Here is a 15,817-nt window from a genome sequence, read left to right as displayed (position 1 = left end):
ACTGGAAGGACGGCATGAAGCTCGGCTATCAGGACGTGGGTTCATGGACGCTTCTCAAGTCCACGCCTGATGATCGCGCCAAGGCCGCCTGGCTCTATGCGCAGTTCGTGGTGTCGAAGACGGTCGACGTGAAGAAGAGCCATGTCGGCCTGACGCTCATCCGCGAGTCGACGATCCAGGACAAGAGCTTCACGGAACGCGCTCCGAAGCTCGGCGGCCTGATCGAGTTCTACCGCTCGCCGGCCCGTGTTCAGTGGTCGCCGACCGGAACGAACGTTCCGGACTATCCGAAGCTGGCACAGCTCTGGTGGCAGGCGATCGGCGATGCGTCGTCGGGCGCCAAGACGGCACAGGAGGCGATGGACTCGCTTTGCTCTGAGCAGGAAAAGGTCATGGAACGCCTGGAAAAGGCTGGCATCCAGGGCGACATCGGTCCGAAGATGGCCGAAGAGCATGACCTCGCCTACTGGAACGCCGACGCGGTCAAGAAGGGCAATCTCGCTCCTCAGCTGAAGATCGAGAACGAGAAGGAAAAGCCGATCACCATCAATTACGACGAACTGGTGAAGAGCTGGCAAAAGTAAGATTGTTCTAAGCGGGCGTCTGCGCCCGTGTGACATTGGGGGAGGCGGCATCTTGCCGTCTCCCCTGTTTGTGTAAAAGACTAAGCGGGGAGGCATAATGACCGGATATATCCTTGCCATCGACCAGGGCACGACTTCGACCCGGGCGATCCTGTTCGACGGCGAGATGAAGGTCGCCGGCAGTGGGCAAAAGGAATTCGCCCAGCACTATCCGGCCTCCGGCTGGGTCGAGCACGATCCGGAAGATATCTGGGCGAGTGTGGTGTCGACCGTGAAGGCGGCGCTGAAGAAGGCCGGCCGGAATGCTTCCGACGTGGCCGCGATCGGCATCACCAATCAGCGCGAAACCGTGGTCATCTGGGACAGGGCGACCGGCAAGCCGATCCACAATGCCATTGTCTGGCAGGACCGGCGCACCGCGCCGCTGTGCCAGAAACTCAGGAAGCAGGGGTTGGAGAAAAAGTTCACCCGCAAGACCGGCCTGCTGCTCGATCCCTATTTTTCCGGCACCAAGATCGCCTGGATGTTGGACAAGGTGAAAGGCGCGAGAAAACGCGCCGAGAAGGGCGAATTGCTCGCCGGCACCATCGACAGCTTTTTGATCTGGCGGCTGACCGGCGGGAAGGTCCACGCCACGGACGCCACCAACGCCTCGCGCACACTGGTCTACAACATCGCTGAGAATGCCTGGGACGACGAGTTGCTGGCTATCCTCAACATCCCGGCAAAAATGCTTCCTGAAGTAAAAGACTGTGCCGATGATTTTGGAATCACAGAGAAAAATCTCTTTGGCGCCGAGATAAGAATCCTCGGTGTCGCCGGCGACCAGCATGCCGCGACCATCGGTCAGGCCTGCTTTGAGCCAGGCATGATGAAGTCGACTTATGGCACCGGCTGTTTTGCGCTGCTCAACACAGGTGGCGACCTGGTGCGCTCGAAGAACCGGCTCTTGACCACTATTGCCTACCGGCTGAACGGCAAGACGACCTACGCGCTTGAGGGTTCGATCTTCATTGCCGGCGCCGCGGTCCAATGGCTGCGCGATGGCATCAAGGTGATCGGCAAGGCCGAACAAAGCGGCAAACTGGCTGATGAAGCCGATCCAACCCAAAACGTCTACCTGGTGCCGGCCTTCGTCGGGCTCGGCGCGCCGCATTGGGACGCCGAGGCACGCGGCGCCATTTTCGGACTGACGCGCAATTCCGGCCCGGCTGAGTTTGCCCGCGCCGCGCTTGAATCCGTGGCCTACCAGACACGCGACCTGCTCGACGCCATGCGCAAGGACTGGAAGGGGGCTTCGGCCAAGACCGTGTTGCGGGTCGATGGCGGCATGGTGGCGTCGGACTGGACCATGCAGCGTCTGGCCGACATCCTCGATGCACCGGTCGACCGCCCGACCATTCTCGAGACGACCGCGCTCGGTGCAGCCTGGCTGGCCGGCTCGAAAGCTGGCGTTTGGCCGGATGCCAGGAAGTTCGCGAAGAGCTGGGCGCTGGAACGACGCTTCCAGCCGGACATGGATGGCTCCGTGCGCGTAGCCAAGCTCGCGGGTTGGCGCGATGCTGTGCGACGGACGTTGAGCGTGTCATAAACAGCCATCAGTGGTGGGTGATGGGGCGCGAGGAATGCAGCCAGATTGGTATCCTGCTTGGCGCGACGAGGCTATCGAACAGCTGAAGGCCAAAAATGCACGCGCGAACAAGGAGTTTCGCCTCGGCGATTGCTCGCGCTATGACTACGACCTGACGGCCGGAACGCTTCTGTTCTCGCAAGACCGGGTCGCCAAGGTGGTCACCGAGATCCAGATTGTCGGCTCAACGAGCACCGAGGCCGGCAACTGGCTGTGGGCTTGGGCAAATTCAAGCCTGCCCAGCGAGCTCCTCAGCGATGCAAAGCTGGTTCGATCCTTCGGAGAGCAGAATGGCATTGACGAACTGGCCCAAGCCTATGCGACGGATGCGGACAATGCGCTGGAAGTGGTTGGTTGGGAACTCAGTGCGGTGATGGCCCGTATCTGCAATGGGTTGGGTATCTATCGTTGTCCCAACAGAGAGGACGGCGGTGGATTTTATCTGATGCTCAAGGGCATCAACTGGGCAAGTTGACGGCAACTGTTCTCGTCCGGCCAATCGATCAAAAGCCCGCGCCGTTGCCGGCGCGAGCTCCACTCAACGTATCTCAGCTACATAAACGCGCCTTGATCAGTAAGGCGAACGGCACTCCTTGCGAGGGCCGTAATTCGGCTGGAACGTGTTGTCCGAAGCACGGTAGCTGCGATAGCGGTCGTAGCACCATTGGACGTGGGCGTTGCCTCCGTAGACGCGGTTGTTCTCGTTGTTGATGATGGCACCGGTGATCAGCGCGCCAGTCGCGAACGCCGCGAGCGGGAACCAATAATCGCCGTGACGACGGTAGCCGGGGCGATATTCGCGATAGCCGCGATGGCCGTTCCAATACGCGCCGCGATTCCGGGAAAAATTGCGGTCACGCGAAAAACTGCGGTCACGCGAAAAATTGCGATTGTAGCGGTCCTTGCGCCACTCCCGGTACTGGACTGTCTGCACATCCGGCACCGCGACCTGGGATTGCGGCACATAGTTCGATTGGGCGTTAACCGACACGGCCTCCGCCGCAACGAATGTGGCGGAGAGAGTGGCCGCCAGAAGGCTCGTTGTGATTCTGTTCATTGGTTTTCTCCTCGATGGTTTTGGCGGACGTCCCTGTGCCGGGAAAACGAGCGGCGCATACAATTGTTCCCCAGACTGGATGCCGCTGTCGGGCAGAAATGCCAGTGTTCCCTTGGCTGTTCTCCCACCGGTGGCGCGGCTGGCAAGTGTCGCGACAGGCCGAAGCCACCCGTGTTTGCGAGCTCTCTTTTTCCGGTTGACCGGTCGAGGCACTCTCCCTATGTTCCGCGCAATTTCGAGGGCCGCCTTTCGCCCGCGGGAGCGCGTAGCTCAGCCGGTAGAGCAACTGACTTTTAATCAGTAGGTCATGGGTTCGAATCCCATCGCGCTCACCAAATCCACCCGATGAACTGTCACCCATCTCTCGGGAAGGGCACACCACAACGGGCGGGGAAGCCGTCAACGCTTCCAGAAATCGCGGTGCGGTGCGAGCAACTCGTCGGCGATTTCGGGGAAGGGGCCAAAGACCTCGATCTTTTTCTGGCCGGAGTCGAGGACTGTGCGCGAAGAGAGGCTCATCGTCGGATTCTCCGCGTGATCTCCGGTGAGCGCCAGCAGCTCGGTCTCCTCGACCCCGTAAACCAGCCGCCCGATATTGGCCCAATACATCGTGCCGGCGCACATGGCGCACGGCTCGAAGGTTGAGACCAGCGTGCATTGCCACAGGAACTCCGGCTCATAGGCCGCCGCCGCGCGCCGGGCGAGCTCCGTCTCGGCATGGCGCACCGTGTCGAGATTGCCCTGCCGCATCAGCACGCGATCGTCCGGCCCGACCAGCACGCAACCGAACGGATGGTGCCCATGCGCCGCCGTGTCGCGCGCGACGGCATCGGCGGACCGCAGGTGGGCGAGCATCTGATCGCGGGTCATGGCAAGATCCTGTCATGCCGACATCCACCGATGAGCGGCTGAACGAGATTGGTGCCAACGGACGCGAGTGGCAAGAGCCAACTTTTGCTTGAGACCTTTGCCTCGGGATATCAGACCTTTTCCCTACAATCGCCGGCCGGTCTTGGCGTCGAACAGATGAGCACAGGCGCGGCAAAGCGGAAAGCCGGCTGAAAAGGCCATCCTCGCCGAACTTCTCGAAGGAGTTCGGCGGCGCGAAAATGCGAACAGCGTCAGACGGAAGGCTCCCCGAACACCAGCGATACATTCCCTCCGGCATGGCGCTCGAGGCGGCCGGCGAGGTCGAGTTCCAGCAGCACCATGAAGACCTGGGCCGGGTGCAGGCCGGTGTGGCGGATGATCTCGTCGACCGCCACTGGCGTTGGGCCGAGCGCCTCGATGACGCAGGCGCGGTCGCTTTCGCCGGGCGGTGGCGTGGCCGAGAAGTCGGGCGGCTCTTCGAACGGCGGCACGTCGGGCGCTCGCATGCCGGTCAGCGGGGCGATTGCCCGCGAAACGTCCGCTGCGTCGGTGACCAGGGTGGCGCCATCCTTGAGCAGGCCGTTGGTACCGGCGGCGCGTGGATCGAGCGGTGAGCCCGGTACGGCGAAGACCAGTCGGCCCATTTCGCCGGCAAGCCGGGCGCTGATCAGGGAGCCCGAGCGTTGCGCTGCCTCGACCACCACCAGCCCAAGGACCGCACCCGCGACAAGGCGGTTGCGGCGCGGGAAATCCTGGGCGCGCGGCTGCCAGCCGAACGGCATTTCCGAGATAATGGCGCCGCGCTCGGCGATTTCCTCGCACAGGCCGGCATTTTCAGGCGGGTAAGGCAGGTCGAGACCGCCAGCCAGGACGCCGATCGTGCCGGTCGCCAGGCTGCCCTGATGCGCCGCCGTGTCGATGCCGCGCGCAAGGCCGGAGACGATTGCGTAGCCGTCGCGGCCGAGGTCGGCCGCCAGCATGCGTGCCATCTTGATGCCGGCCAGGGACGCGTTGCGTGCCCCAACGATGGCGACACCCGGCAGCCGAAAAACAGCTGCGTTGCCCTTTACCGCCAGCAACGGCGGCGGATGGTCCATGTTGCGCAATAGGGGTGGGTAATCTGCTTCACCGATCCCGACAAAGCGGGCGCCGGCCTTTCCGGCTAATTCCAGTTCGGCCTCGGCTTCGGCAATGGAAGGGATGCGAGCGATCCGGATGGCGCCGCCTGAAATCATCAGTTCCGGCAGTATCTCCAGCGCCACCTCGGCCGAACCGAACCGGTTGATGAGGTCGCGAAAGGATGCGGGGCCGACATTCTGGGTGCGGATCAGCCGCAGCCAGCTCAGCCGCTGCCGGTCGCTGAGGCGCGGCCCGGCGGCCGGCCCACTCACCACGGCGGCAGGCTCGCTCACCCCTTGGCTCCGATCTTGCCCTCGGTGCCGGCAAGCAGGCGCGAAATGTTTTCCCGGTGCTTGATGAAAACGATGATGCTCATCACCACGAACAAGGCCGCATTCTGCGGTGTGCTCAGGACATAGAGGGCGATCGGCACGATGACCGCCGCCGTCAGCGCCGCCAGCGAGGAATAACGGAACAGGAAAGCCATCACCAGCCAGGCGATGGCAAAGATCAGCGCCACCTGCCAGGCAAGGCCGATCAGCACGCCGAGATAGGTGGCGACGCCCTTGCCGCCCTTGAAACCGAGCCAGACCGGGAAGAGATGACCGAGAAAGGCGCCGAGACCGGCCCAGATCGCCAGGTCAGGCGCGAAATGGCCTGCTATCAGCGCGGCGGCCGTGCCCTTCAGCGCGTCGAGCAGCAGCGTCGCGGCGGCAAGGCCCTTGTTGCCGGTGCGCAGAACATTGGTGGCGCCGATATTGCCGGAGCCGATCTTGCGCACATCGCCAAGACCGGCCGCGCGCGTCAGCAGGAGCCCGAACGGGATCGAGCCAAGCAAATAGCCAAACACGAGTGCTGGGATGAGGCTGTAAGTCATTGTTTCCCCCGCATTTCCCCCTGACAAGCCGGATCACGCGCGGTGCGCGGTAGCCGGCTCAGACGGAGAACACTGTGCGGCCCGCAACCAGCGTTTGCAAGACCTTGCCTTGCAGCCGCGCGCCTTCGAAACAGGTGTTTTTCGAGCGCGAACGAATGCCGCTCTCGCTGACGATCCAGGGTTCGTCGAGGTCGACAAGCGCAAGATCGGCGACAGCGCCCGGCTTCAGCGTGCCGCCGGGCAGGCCGAACAGTTTTGCGGGAGCGGTGGATAGGGTCTCGATAAGCCTGAGCAACGGCACGTCGCCATTGTGGTAGAGCCGCAGGGCCGCACTCAGCAGGGTCTCCAGCCCGATGGCGCCGGCCGCCGCATCGGCGAAGGGCAGGCGCTTGGTGTCGACATCCTGCGGATCGTGCGAGGAGACGATGATGTCGATCGTGCCGTCCCTGACCGCCTCGATCATCGCCAGCCGGTCTTCCTCGGCGCGCAAAGGTGGGGTCAGACGGAAGAAGGTGCGGTATTCGCCGACATCGTTTTCATTGAGCGACAGATTGTGGATCGCCACGCCTGACGTCACCGTCGCCCCGTCGGCTTTCGCACGTGTGACGGCGTTTGCTGCCATCGCCGTCGAGATCTTTGCTGCATGGTACGAACCATGCGTCAGCCGCGCCAGGGCCAGATCGCGCTCCAGCGGGATGGATTCGGCTTCGCGCGGAATGCCGGAGAGGCCCAGCCAGCTGGCGTAGAGGCCCTCGTTCATCACGCCGGACGAACCGAGGTCCGCATCCTGCGTCTCGTGCACGATGGTGGCGCCGAAGTCGCGCGCATAGGTCAGCGCGCGGCGCATCACCAGCGCGCTCGATATGGTGTGGCGGCCATCGGTAAAGGCGACCGCGCCGGCTTCGCGCAGCAGGCCGAACTCGGTCATTTCGCGCCCGTCGAGGCCCTTGGTGATCGCCGCGGCCGGAAAGACGTTGACGATGGCCGTGTCCTTGGCCGTGCGCAGCACGAACTCGACCAGCGCCACATTGTCGATCACCGGATCGGTGTCGGGCATCATGACGATGGAGGTGACGCCGCCGGCCGCCGCCGCGACACTTGCCGACGCGATAGTCTCGCGATGCTCGCCGCCCGGTTCACCGATGAAGACCCGGCCGTCGATCAGGCCTGGAATGATCGCCTTGCCGGCGCAGTCGACAACGGTTGCGCCCTCGGGCGCGCCCTGGTTCAGCGCCGCCTTGCCGGCGACAAGGATTTTCTTGCCATCGACGATGACAGTGCCGACCTCGTCCACGCCGCGCGAGGGGTCAACGATGCGGGCGCGCTCAAAAACCGTTATGCTCATGCCCCACGGCCCTCGTGGTTGCGGCGCGGATCGAGCAGCGCTTCCATGACGGCCATGCGCACGGCGACGCCCATTTCGACCTGTTCCTGGATGACGCTCTGCGGACCGTCGGCGATTTCCGAGGCGATCTCGACGCCGCGGTTCATCGGCCCGGGGTGCATCACCAGCGCATCGCCCTTGGCCGCCTTCAGTTTTTCCGCATCGAGGCCGAAATAGCGGAAATACTCGCGCACCGAAGGCACGAACGCGCCTTCCATGCGCTCGCGCTGCAGGCGCAGCATCATCACCACATCGGCGTCCTTGAGGCCCTCGGCCATCGAGCGGGTGACGATGACGCCCATCTTCTCGATGCCGGTGGGCAGAAGCGTCGACGGTGCGACGACGCGCACCTGCGCGCCGAGCGCGTTGAGCAGCATGATGTTGGAACGTGCCACGCGCGAATGCAGGATGTCGCCGCAGATTGCCACGATGAGCTTCGACAGCGGGCCCTTGGCGCGACGAATGGTCAGCGCATCGAGCAGCGCCTGTGTCGGGTGTTCATGCGCGCCGTCGCCGGCATTGACGACGGAGCAGCCGACCTTCTGCGCCAGAAGCGCGGCCGCACCGGCCGATTGGTGACGGATGATCAATATGTCGGGCCGCATCGCATTCAGCGTCATCGCCGTATCGATGAGCGTTTCGCCCTTCTTCACCGAAGAACTCGCAACCGACATGTTCATCACATCGGCGCCGAGCCGCTTTCCGGCCAACTCGAACGACGACTGCGTGCGCGTCGAGGCTTCATAAAAGAGGTTGATCTGTGTGCGGCCGCGCAGCGTCGAGGTTTTCTTCTCGGACTGCCGCGAGATCGCGACCGCTCGGTCCGCCCTGTCGAGCAACAGCTCGATATCGGCGGGGGAAAGGTCGCGGATGCCCAGAAGATGGCGATGAGGATAGGGGGACGAAGCGTCGGTCATCTCAAGGCGCTGCTATAGGGTGGAGACTTTGCGGCTGCAAGCGCCAGCTTTGCATTGCAGCCGTTCTCCTCAATTTTTTCGTATAATGGCCGATTGTATCGGCCGGTATTTTCATCGCGCGCGCTGCATGGCTTGGCTATATCTAGCCGACAGCCTCGGATTCGTGGCTTTCTGACGATAGAAGGATTGGGCGTGACCGACGACGTGACGAACCAGCCGCCGCCGCTGACGGGCGGCAACGCCTGGCGGGGCGATCCGTTGCTGATCCAGCTCGCGGAGCGTTTTTCCGATCCGGTGCGCAAAGATCTCGACGGTCTCGGCCGCTTCGTGCTGACGCAGGAGGCGCAGGAACTGGCGCGCCTCGCCAATGTCGAGACGCCGAAGCTCAGGACGCATGATCGCCAGGGACGGCGCATCGACGTGGTCGAGTTCCATCCCGCCTATCACGCCTTGATGCGCCGCTCTGTGGCCAACGGGCTGCATTCCTCGGTGTGGGAGAACGGCGACACCGAGATCGGCCGCCGCCATCAGGTCCGTGCCGCCCGGTTTTATCTGACGGCTGAGCTCGAGACCGGGCATCTGTGCCCCATCACCATGACCAACGCTTCGCTGGCGGCCTTGATGGCCAGCCCAAAACTGTTTCGCGAATGGGCGCCGCGCGTGACGACGCGCAAATACGACCAGAGCCAGAAACCGCCGGTCGAGAAGACCGGGCTGACGCTCGGCATGGGCATGACCGAGAAGCAGGGCGGCACCGATGTGCGCGCCAATGTGACGAGGGCGGAACGCGCCGGCAGCGGTTTTTATCGTCTGACGGGGCACAAATGGTTCATGTCGGCGCCGATGTCGGATGCGTTCCTGGTGCTGGCGCAGGCGCCGGAGGGGCTGTCGTGCTTCCTCGTGCCGCGCGTTCTCGGTGACGGTTCGGGCAACGGCTTCCGCTTTCAGCGACTGAAGGACAAGCTCGGCAACCGTTCCAACGCCTCCTCCGAAGTCGAATTCGTCAATGCCATCGGCGAGATGGTCGGCGAACCCGGTGCCGGTGTGAAGACGATCATGGACATGGTCACCCTGACCCGGCTCGATTGTGCCATCGCCTCGTCGGCGATCATGCGCGCGGGCCTCGCCGAGGCCGTTCACCACGCCCGCCATCGCCAGGTGTTCGGTTCGACCCTGATCGAGCAGCCGTTGATGCAGCGCGTTCTGGCCGACATGGCGCTCGACGTCGCCGCCGCCACCGCGCTGTCGTTCCGGTTGGCGCGCTCCTTCGACGAGGCGGCCAGCGATCGCGGCGAGGCGGCGTTTGCCCGGGCCATGACGCCGGTCGTCAAATACTGGGTCTGCAAGATCGCGCCCCCGCTGCTCTATGAGGCAATGGAGTGCCTAGGCGGCAACGGCTACGTCGAGGAGGCGCCACTCGCCCGCTACTATCGCGAGGCCCCGGTCAACGCGATCTGGGAAGGCTCGGGCAATGTCATGGCGCTTGATGTGCTGCGCGTGCTCGGCCGTGCGCCCGGCCTGTTCGAGGATGTGCTGGCCGGCATCGACCGTGATCTCGGCGCCGGCGGACGCGGCACGATCGGCGTTCTGAAGGCGGCGATGCAGGTTGCCTCAACCGACGAAGGTTCGGCCCGGCTGCTGACCGAGCAGTTGGCACTGTCGGCTGCGGCGGCGGAATTGCGCCGCCTGGGGGCAGGGCGGATCGCCGACGCTTTCGTCGAGACGCGTTTGGCCGGCCAATGGCGCAACACCTATGGCATGATCGATTCGCGCCACGATGCACGCATGATCATCGACACGCTCTATCCGCCGGTGAACTGAGCGGCGAGCATCGCAAAAATCGGCGCCATCCACAGTTTTGACGCGTTGGCGGGCATCCTCCCGCGTATGGCTAATCACCGTTAACCTTAACAAATGGTTTCCGTTGCGATGGCGGACGGCAAGGCCCACTGTCCCGGCGCGAGCAGGGAATGGTTCAGATTGGCCGTCTCTTGCTTTGCGAAGCAGGAACACCGATGCGACAGGTACTGACCTCTTTTCTGGCCTTGCACTGGGCGATTGTTTTCGCCCTGCTTGCGCTCATCTGCATCGACGGAAACCGGGGTGTGGCGGCGGCGCTCGGCGTGCTGGGCACCACAATCGAGGGTACCCGCTTCGTCGATCTCGACAATTTCGTTGTCGTGGCGCCGCTCGCCACCGCATTGCTTGTCGTCGCGGTTCTGTTTTTCTGGGCCTTTGTCGAAGCCCTGGTCAACGACGCGACCAGTCCCGGCGCCGACAGCGTCGCCCGCATCGCCTTCATCTGCGCGTCCGGCATGTTGTCGCTGATCGTCATCGGAGGTGCTGCGCAAGGCATCAACGGGCTGTTCATGGCGGTTGCCGTGCAGCTGACGGCACTTCTGACGTCCTATGTCGCCATGCTTGCCGAGCGGCGGTCCGTGGTTGCGGCAGCGGCTTCCGGCGAAAGCGAGATCCATGCCGTCGCGCATGACATGGCAAAAGCCGCGGCTCACAATTCGCTGCTCTCACTCATATCAGGCCGAACGGTCTCCAAGACCGGCTCCAATCACAGGGGAGGCCGCTGATGCGTTACATCTTCGGGTTCTGGGCGGCGCCGATGGCGATTTTCTGGGGCTGGTTCTATCTGTCGGCCAACGACATCAATTTCGGCTACACGATGCTCAGCCGACAGATGCACGACTTCTTCTTCCAGCTCTATGGTCAGATGCTCGGCATCGATCCGGCGATCATTCCCGGCATGGTGGCGAAGACGTGCGTCTTCGACGGGTTGCTGCTGATGGCGCTTTGGGCTTTCCGCCGTCGCCGCGAAATCGCCGGCTGGGTCAAACAGCGCTGGGCGGGTCCGGTTCCGTTCGAGCGGATGCGTGGAGCGACTGAAGCCGGTCCAAAACTCCCTGCAGAATAAACGCGGCTGCCGCCGAATCGATCTTGCCGGCGCGCTTGCGGCGCGAGAAATCCATCTCGATCAGCGTCCTTTCGGCCGCGACCGTCGATAGTCTCTCATCCCAGAGCACGAAGGGCAGGTCGCTCATCTGGGCCATGTTGCGAACGAAGGCGCGCGATTTCTGCGCACGCGGACCTTCCGAACCGTCCATGTTGATCGGCAGCCCAATCACCACCGCGCCGGCATTCTCCTTCCGCAGCAAGGCGAGCAGCACCGCCGCATCGAGCGAGAATTTCCTTCGCATGATGACCGGGCGCGGATGGGCGAAGGAAAATCTCTGATCCGAGACCGCGACGCCGATCGTCTTGTCGCCGAGGTCAAGTCCCGCCAGCGTCTTGCCGCCGGTCAGCCGCGCCGGCAATTCCTCGATCGTGATAATGCCCACCGGCCGTCCTTCGCCTTTCACCACCACGTGTTTTGTCAAACGCGTGGTGGACACAGTAACCCTTTGATCTCGGGGCCGTCGGCGTTCTATCCTTTGGCAAGATAAAAATCGAGGAATGCATTCATGAAACTGACCTGGTACGGCCACTCGGCCTTTCGCATCGAGACCGCTGATGCCAAGATCCTCATCGATCCTTATCTGATCGGCAATCCGTCCTGGACGGGCGGCTGGGAGGGACCGGCGGAGGGAATCACGCATGTACTGCTGACGCATGGCCACAGCGACCACATCAGCGGCGCGCTGGAAGTGCTTGGCAAAAGCGGCGCCCAGCTAGTCGCCAATTTCGAGATCTGCATGTACCTGGTCGGCAAGGGCGCCAGCGACAAGAAGATCAACCCGGGCAACATCGGCGGCACCGTCGATTGCGGCGGCTTCACCACCACTTTCGTCCAGGCGCTGCATTCATCTTCCTTTCCCGGCGATGGCGGCCAGAACACCTATCTCGGCAATCCCGGCGGCCTCGTCCTGCATTTCCCGGAAGACAAGACGCTCTACCACATGGGCGACACCGACATCTTTTCCGACATGGCGCTGATCAACGAGCTGCACGAGCCGAAGATCGGCCTGGTGCCGATCGGCGACCGCTTCACCATGGGCGGCGCGGTGGCCGCACTTGCCTGCCGGCGCTTCTTCAAGTTCGACACCGTGGTTCCCTGTCACTTCGGCACCTTTCCGATGATCGACCCGACCGCCGACAAGTTCGAGGCCGGCCTGGAAGGATCCGGCATCAAGGTGGCTTTGCCCAAGATTGGCGAGACGATTACGATTTAGAAGCAGCCATAATGGAATAAAACCATGGCTTTGAGGCAATCTTTTTGCGTTTCCATACTGGTCGCGGCGTCGCCCGCGCTCGCTGCGGATGATTTCATCGAAGGCGTCTACCTTCAGTCCGAGGAGCTTTGCAAACAGGCCAAGAAGGACACGCTGCAAACGCTGATCGACGCCGGCAACATCGTGCTTTCGGCATACGGCCTGCAAAGCGTCGAATACAATTGCGAGTTTCTGCAGATCAGCAAGGCGACGGCTTCGCCGAGCTGGGCGGTGACGGCCATCTGCCAGGAACCGGGTTATGTCTTTCCCGACGTTCTCTCGGTGACGCAAATGAACGCGAAGCAGATCGATCTCGTGTCGGTTCGGCCCGTCGACGACGAAAGCGAAGCAAGCGGCAATAGCGGCAGCTACTATCTGTGCGAAGGCGTTGCCCTGCCATAGACGTATTCTGAGAGCCGATGAGCGGGCCGTCGGCACAGCCTGGTCTCTCGCACGATGCATGTTGCGCAGCGCGCGCGGCGCCGCTATAGCCCGAACTGGTTTTCCCCGAGGCAAAAACATGTCCGTAGATCTTCAGACAGTGAAGCGCGTCGCGCATCTCGCCCGCATCGCGGTGAGCGAAGAGGATGCCGAACGGATGAACGGCGAGCTGAACGCCATTCTGGGCTTCGTCGAGCAGCTGAACGAGGTCGATGTTTCCGGTGTCGAGCCAATGACCTCGGTGACGCCGATGGACATGAAGAAGCGCAGCGATGTCGTCACCGACGGCGGCAAGGCGGCCGACATCGTCGTCAACGCGCCGGCGACCGAAGAGAATTTCTTCCTCGTGCCGAAGGTCGTGGAGTAAGTCCGCCGATGGCAATCGAGATCGCCATTGAGACGCCGCTCCAGGACGACCTGCGCGGGCTGGTCACCGAACTCAACGAGACCTTGCTCGAACTGACGCCGCCGGAGCATTGCTACCATTTGACGGTTGAGCAGATGGCCGGTGAGGACACGACGGTTTTCATCGCCCGAGATAAAGGCCTGGCCATTGGCTGCGGCGCGCTGAAGCGTCATGACGGCGCCATTGGCGAGGTCAAGCGCATGTATATCAGGCCGTCGCATCGCGGCCAGAAGATCGGCGCGAAAATCGTTGAGCGGGTCGAGGCGCTGGCGCGCAACGAGGGACTGAAGCGACTGGTGCTGGAGACGGGCGATCGTCATCCCGCGGCGTGGACAGTCTACGAGCGCGCCGGGTTTTCGCGTTGCGGCCCGGTGCTGGATTATCCCGATTCTGAGTGGTCGGTGTTTTACGAAAAGAGCCTTTGATGAGCGACCTGACCCAGCTGACGATTTCACAGGCCCGCGCCAAGCTGCGCGGCAAGGAAATCACCGCGACCGAGATCACCGAGGCCTATCTCGGCGCTATCGAGCGCGCCAATCCGGCGCTCAATGCCTATGTCGCCGTGACCGGCGACAAGGCGCGCGACATGGCCAAGGCGTCCGACGCCAGGCTGGTCAAGGGCGAGGGCGGTGCGCTGGAAGGCATTCCGTTGGGGATCAAGGACCTGTTCGGCACCGAAGGCGTCCACACGCAGGCTTGCAGCCATGTGCTCGACGGGTTCAAGCCGCGCTACGAATCGACCGTTACGTCAAATCTGTGGGCCGACGGCGCCGTTATGCTCGGCAAGCTCAACATGGACGAGTTCGCCATGGGTTCGTCCAACGAGACGTCCTACTATGGTCCGGTCATCAATCCGTGGCGGCGCTCGCGCCTCGATACTGCGGTGATGCCGACGACGCATCAAGGCGACGGCGGCTTCGTCTCGGCCGGCGGCACGAGGACCGTGCGCAGCCTGGACAATGCGCAGTTGGTGCCGGGTGGCTCTTCCGGCGGGTCGGCCACGGCAGTCTCCGCCTTCCTGTGCGCCGGCGCGACCGCGACGGATACTGGCGGCTCGATCCGCCAGCCGGCCGCCTTCACCGGGACGGTCGGCATCAAGCCGACCTATGGCCGCTGCTCGCGCTGGGGTATCGTCGCGTTCGCCTCGTCGCTCGACCAGGCCGGCCCGATCGCGCGCGACGTGCGCGATGCCGCGATCCTGTTGAAGTCGATGGCCTCGGTCGATCCGAAGGACACGACGTCGGTCGACCGGCCAGTGCCGGACTATGAGGCCGCGATCGGCAAGCCGATCAAGGGCATGAAGGTCGGCATTCCCAGGGAATACCGCGTCGACGGCATGCCCGAAGAGATCGAGGCGCTGTGGCAGAAGGGCATTGCCTGGCTGAAGGACGCCGGCGCCGAGATTGTCGACATTTCCCTCCCGCACACCAAATACGCGCTGCCCGCCTATTACATCGTGGCGCCCGCCGAGGCGTCATCCAACCTCGCCCGCTATGATGGCGTCCGCTACGGCTTGCGCGTGCCGGGCAAGGATATCGTCGACATGTATGAGAAGACCCGCGCCGCCGGTTTCGGCCGCGAGGTCAAGCGCCGCATCATGATCGGCACCTATGTGCTGTCGGCCGGCTACTACGACGCCTACTACCTGCAGGCGCAGAAGGTGCGCAATCTGATCAAGCGGGATTTCGAGACGGTCTTCGCCGCCGGCGTCGATGTCATCCTGACCCCGGCAACGCCGTCCGCCGCCTTCGGCGTCGCCGATGAGGACATGGCTGCCGATCCGGTCAAGATGTACCTCAACGACATCTTCACCGTCACGGTGAACATGGCCGGCCTGCCGGGCATCGCCGTGCCCGCCGGGCTCGACGCCAAGGGCCTGCCGCTCGGGCTGCAGCTGATCGGTCGGCCGTTCGACGAGGAAACCCTGTTCCAGACCGCCGCCGTCATCGAGCAGGCCGCAGGCACGTTCCAGCCGGAGAAGTGGTGGTAGGGACGTCGCTCGTCTAGCGGATGCCCTGAAAGTCGGAATCGATTTTCGGAAGGATGCTACGCAAAATCAAAGTGTTAGCGTCCTTTGAGCGCCCACGCCCGCGCGGCGCTGCAATGGGGTGAGCGATGTTCTTCTACCTGTCCAAGATATTCTGGTTCTTCATCCAGCCGCTGAACCTGGCGATCTTCCTGCTGCTGGCGGGACTGCTCGCGGCCATGATCGGGCGCCGGCGGCTGGCGGCCACCGGCAGCTTGCTGGCATTTCTGATCCTTGCGCTGTCAGCCTGGACGTCGCTAGGCGCCATGATGCTCAATCCGCTGGA

At 63.3% G+C, this 15,817-nt stretch carries 17 protein-coding genes, 1 tRNA gene and 2 pseudogenes; 13 read left to right on the top strand and 7 right to left on the bottom strand.

Features of this window, described 5'->3' with window-relative positions; genetic code table 11:
• The 3 genes and pseudogenes from EOB59_RS36620 to EOB59_RS23855 all read left to right on the top strand — a co-directional run.
• Positions 1 to 584: pseudogene (locus tag EOB59_RS36620) on the top strand (carbohydrate ABC transporter substrate-binding protein); the annotation flags it as partial.
• Between the two features lie 97 nt (positions 585 to 681).
• Entirely contained in the window at positions 682 to 2,175 is a 1,494-nt protein-coding gene (glpK, locus tag EOB59_RS23860) for a glycerol kinase GlpK (RefSeq protein ID WP_128289378.1), read from the top strand.
• 34 nt (positions 2,176 to 2,209) lie between these two features.
• Complete coding sequence (locus EOB59_RS23855; RefSeq protein ID WP_128289377.1) at positions 2,210 to 2,689, top strand: DUF6882 domain-containing protein; 480 nt, start codon at positions 2,210 to 2,212, stop codon at positions 2,687 to 2,689.
• A gap of 96 nt (positions 2,690 to 2,785) precedes the next feature.
• Here EOB59_RS23855 and EOB59_RS23850 read toward each other — a convergent pair whose 3' ends face one another.
• Entirely contained in the window at positions 2,786 to 3,271 is a 486-nt protein-coding gene (locus tag EOB59_RS23850; RefSeq protein ID WP_127272309.1) for a BA14K family protein, read from the bottom strand.
• Between the two features lie 259 nt (positions 3,272 to 3,530).
• Between EOB59_RS23850 and EOB59_RS23845 the strand changes: the two genes are divergently transcribed.
• A tRNA-Lys gene (locus EOB59_RS23845) sits at positions 3,531 to 3,606 on the top strand.
• Between the two features lie 64 nt (positions 3,607 to 3,670).
• Here EOB59_RS23845 and EOB59_RS23840 read toward each other — a convergent pair.
• The 5 genes from EOB59_RS23840 to EOB59_RS23820 all read right to left on the bottom strand — a co-directional run bounded on the left by EOB59_RS23840 (position 3,671) and on the right by EOB59_RS23820 (position 8,438).
• Positions 3,671 to 4,141 (bottom strand): nucleoside deaminase, encoded by a 471-nt coding sequence (locus tag EOB59_RS23840; protein WP_127322545.1) that lies wholly within the window; start codon positions 4,139 to 4,141, stop codon positions 3,671 to 3,673.
• 251 nt (positions 4,142 to 4,392) lie between these two features.
• Complete coding sequence (gene dprA / locus EOB59_RS23835) at positions 4,393 to 5,532, bottom strand: DNA-processing protein DprA (RefSeq protein ID WP_128289383.1); 1,140 nt, start codon at positions 5,530 to 5,532, stop codon at positions 4,393 to 4,395.
• A gap of 17 nt (positions 5,533 to 5,549) precedes the next feature.
• The gene (plsY, locus tag EOB59_RS23830; RefSeq protein WP_128289376.1) at positions 5,550 to 6,137 is read right to left on the bottom strand and encodes a glycerol-3-phosphate 1-O-acyltransferase PlsY; all 588 of its coding nucleotides are present in this window, start codon (positions 6,135 to 6,137) and stop codon (positions 5,550 to 5,552) included.
• 58 nt (positions 6,138 to 6,195) lie between these two features.
• Entirely contained in the window at positions 6,196 to 7,482 is a 1,287-nt protein-coding gene (locus EOB59_RS23825; RefSeq protein ID WP_127397325.1) for a dihydroorotase, read from the bottom strand.
• Positions 7,479 to 8,438: an aspartate carbamoyltransferase catalytic subunit gene (locus EOB59_RS23820; protein WP_127327334.1), complete on the bottom strand. Its 960-nt coding sequence runs from the start codon at positions 8,436 to 8,438 to the stop codon at positions 7,479 to 7,481. Before EOB59_RS23820 ends, EOB59_RS23825 begins: the two co-directional genes overlap by 4 nt.
• A 192-nt stretch (positions 8,439 to 8,630) precedes the next feature.
• Here EOB59_RS23820 and EOB59_RS23815 point away from each other — a divergent pair, with 192 nt between their 5' ends.
• The 3 genes from EOB59_RS23815 (at position 8,631) to EOB59_RS23805 (ending at position 11,364) form a co-directional block, all read left to right on the top strand.
• A complete protein-coding gene (locus tag EOB59_RS23815) occupies positions 8,631 to 10,259 on the top strand; it encodes a DNA alkylation response protein (RefSeq protein ID WP_027036690.1) in 1,629 nt (542 codons plus the stop codon).
• A 194-nt stretch (positions 10,260 to 10,453) separates the two neighbouring features.
• Positions 10,454 to 11,023: a hypothetical protein gene (locus EOB59_RS23810; RefSeq protein ID WP_128289375.1), complete on the top strand. Its 570-nt coding sequence runs from the start codon at positions 10,454 to 10,456 to the stop codon at positions 11,021 to 11,023.
• Positions 11,023 to 11,364 (top strand): DUF6105 family protein, encoded by a 342-nt coding sequence (locus tag EOB59_RS23805; RefSeq protein WP_127272493.1) that lies wholly within the window; start codon positions 11,023 to 11,025, stop codon positions 11,362 to 11,364. The genes EOB59_RS23810 and EOB59_RS23805 overlap by 1 nt, the downstream gene beginning before the upstream one ends.
• Here the strand turns inward: EOB59_RS23805 and ruvX are convergent.
• Positions 11,282 to 11,788 (bottom strand): Holliday junction resolvase RuvX, encoded by a 507-nt coding sequence (gene ruvX / locus EOB59_RS23800; RefSeq protein ID WP_023812961.1) that lies wholly within the window; start codon positions 11,786 to 11,788, stop codon positions 11,282 to 11,284. The two genes, EOB59_RS23805 and ruvX, sit on opposite strands and share 83 nt — an antisense overlap.
• A gap of 123 nt (positions 11,789 to 11,911) precedes the next feature.
• Here ruvX and EOB59_RS23795 point away from each other — a divergent pair, with 123 nt between their 5' ends.
• The 6 genes and pseudogenes from EOB59_RS23795 to EOB59_RS23770 all read left to right on the top strand — a co-directional run.
• Positions 11,912 to 12,619 carry a metal-dependent hydrolase gene (locus EOB59_RS23795; protein ID WP_127810476.1) on the top strand — a complete coding sequence of 236 codons (708 nt, stop codon included), beginning with the start codon at positions 11,912 to 11,914 and terminating at the stop codon, positions 12,617 to 12,619.
• A 24-nt stretch (positions 12,620 to 12,643) separates the two neighbouring features.
• The gene (locus EOB59_RS23790; protein WP_127321156.1) at positions 12,644 to 13,060 is read left to right on the top strand and encodes a hypothetical protein; all 417 of its coding nucleotides are present in this window, start codon (positions 12,644 to 12,646) and stop codon (positions 13,058 to 13,060) included.
• Positions 13,061 to 13,178: 118 nt separating this feature from the next.
• Complete coding sequence (gene gatC, locus EOB59_RS23785; protein ID WP_128289374.1) at positions 13,179 to 13,466, top strand: Asp-tRNA(Asn)/Glu-tRNA(Gln) amidotransferase subunit GatC; 288 nt, start codon at positions 13,179 to 13,181, stop codon at positions 13,464 to 13,466.
• Positions 13,467 to 13,474: 8 nt separating this feature from the next.
• Positions 13,475 to 13,930 carry a GNAT family N-acetyltransferase gene (locus tag EOB59_RS23780; RefSeq protein ID WP_127380854.1) on the top strand — a complete coding sequence of 152 codons (456 nt, stop codon included), beginning with the start codon at positions 13,475 to 13,477 and terminating at the stop codon, positions 13,928 to 13,930.
• Positions 13,930 to 15,495: an amidase family protein gene (locus EOB59_RS23775; RefSeq protein WP_127810474.1), complete on the top strand. Its 1,566-nt coding sequence runs from the start codon at positions 13,930 to 13,932 to the stop codon at positions 15,493 to 15,495. Before EOB59_RS23780 ends, EOB59_RS23775 begins: the two co-directional genes overlap by 1 nt.
• A 125-nt stretch (positions 15,496 to 15,620) precedes the next feature.
• Positions 15,621 to 15,817 (top strand): annotated as a pseudogene (locus EOB59_RS23770) (YdcF family protein); the annotation flags it as partial.

This window comes from Mesorhizobium sp. M7A.F.Ca.MR.176.00.0.0, assembly GCF_004023165.1.
In the GTDB taxonomy this organism is placed as follows: domain Bacteria; phylum Pseudomonadota; class Alphaproteobacteria; order Rhizobiales; family Rhizobiaceae; genus Mesorhizobium.
Note: the sequence above shows the minus strand (reverse complement) of the source record. Positions and strands in the feature narration are given on the sequence as shown.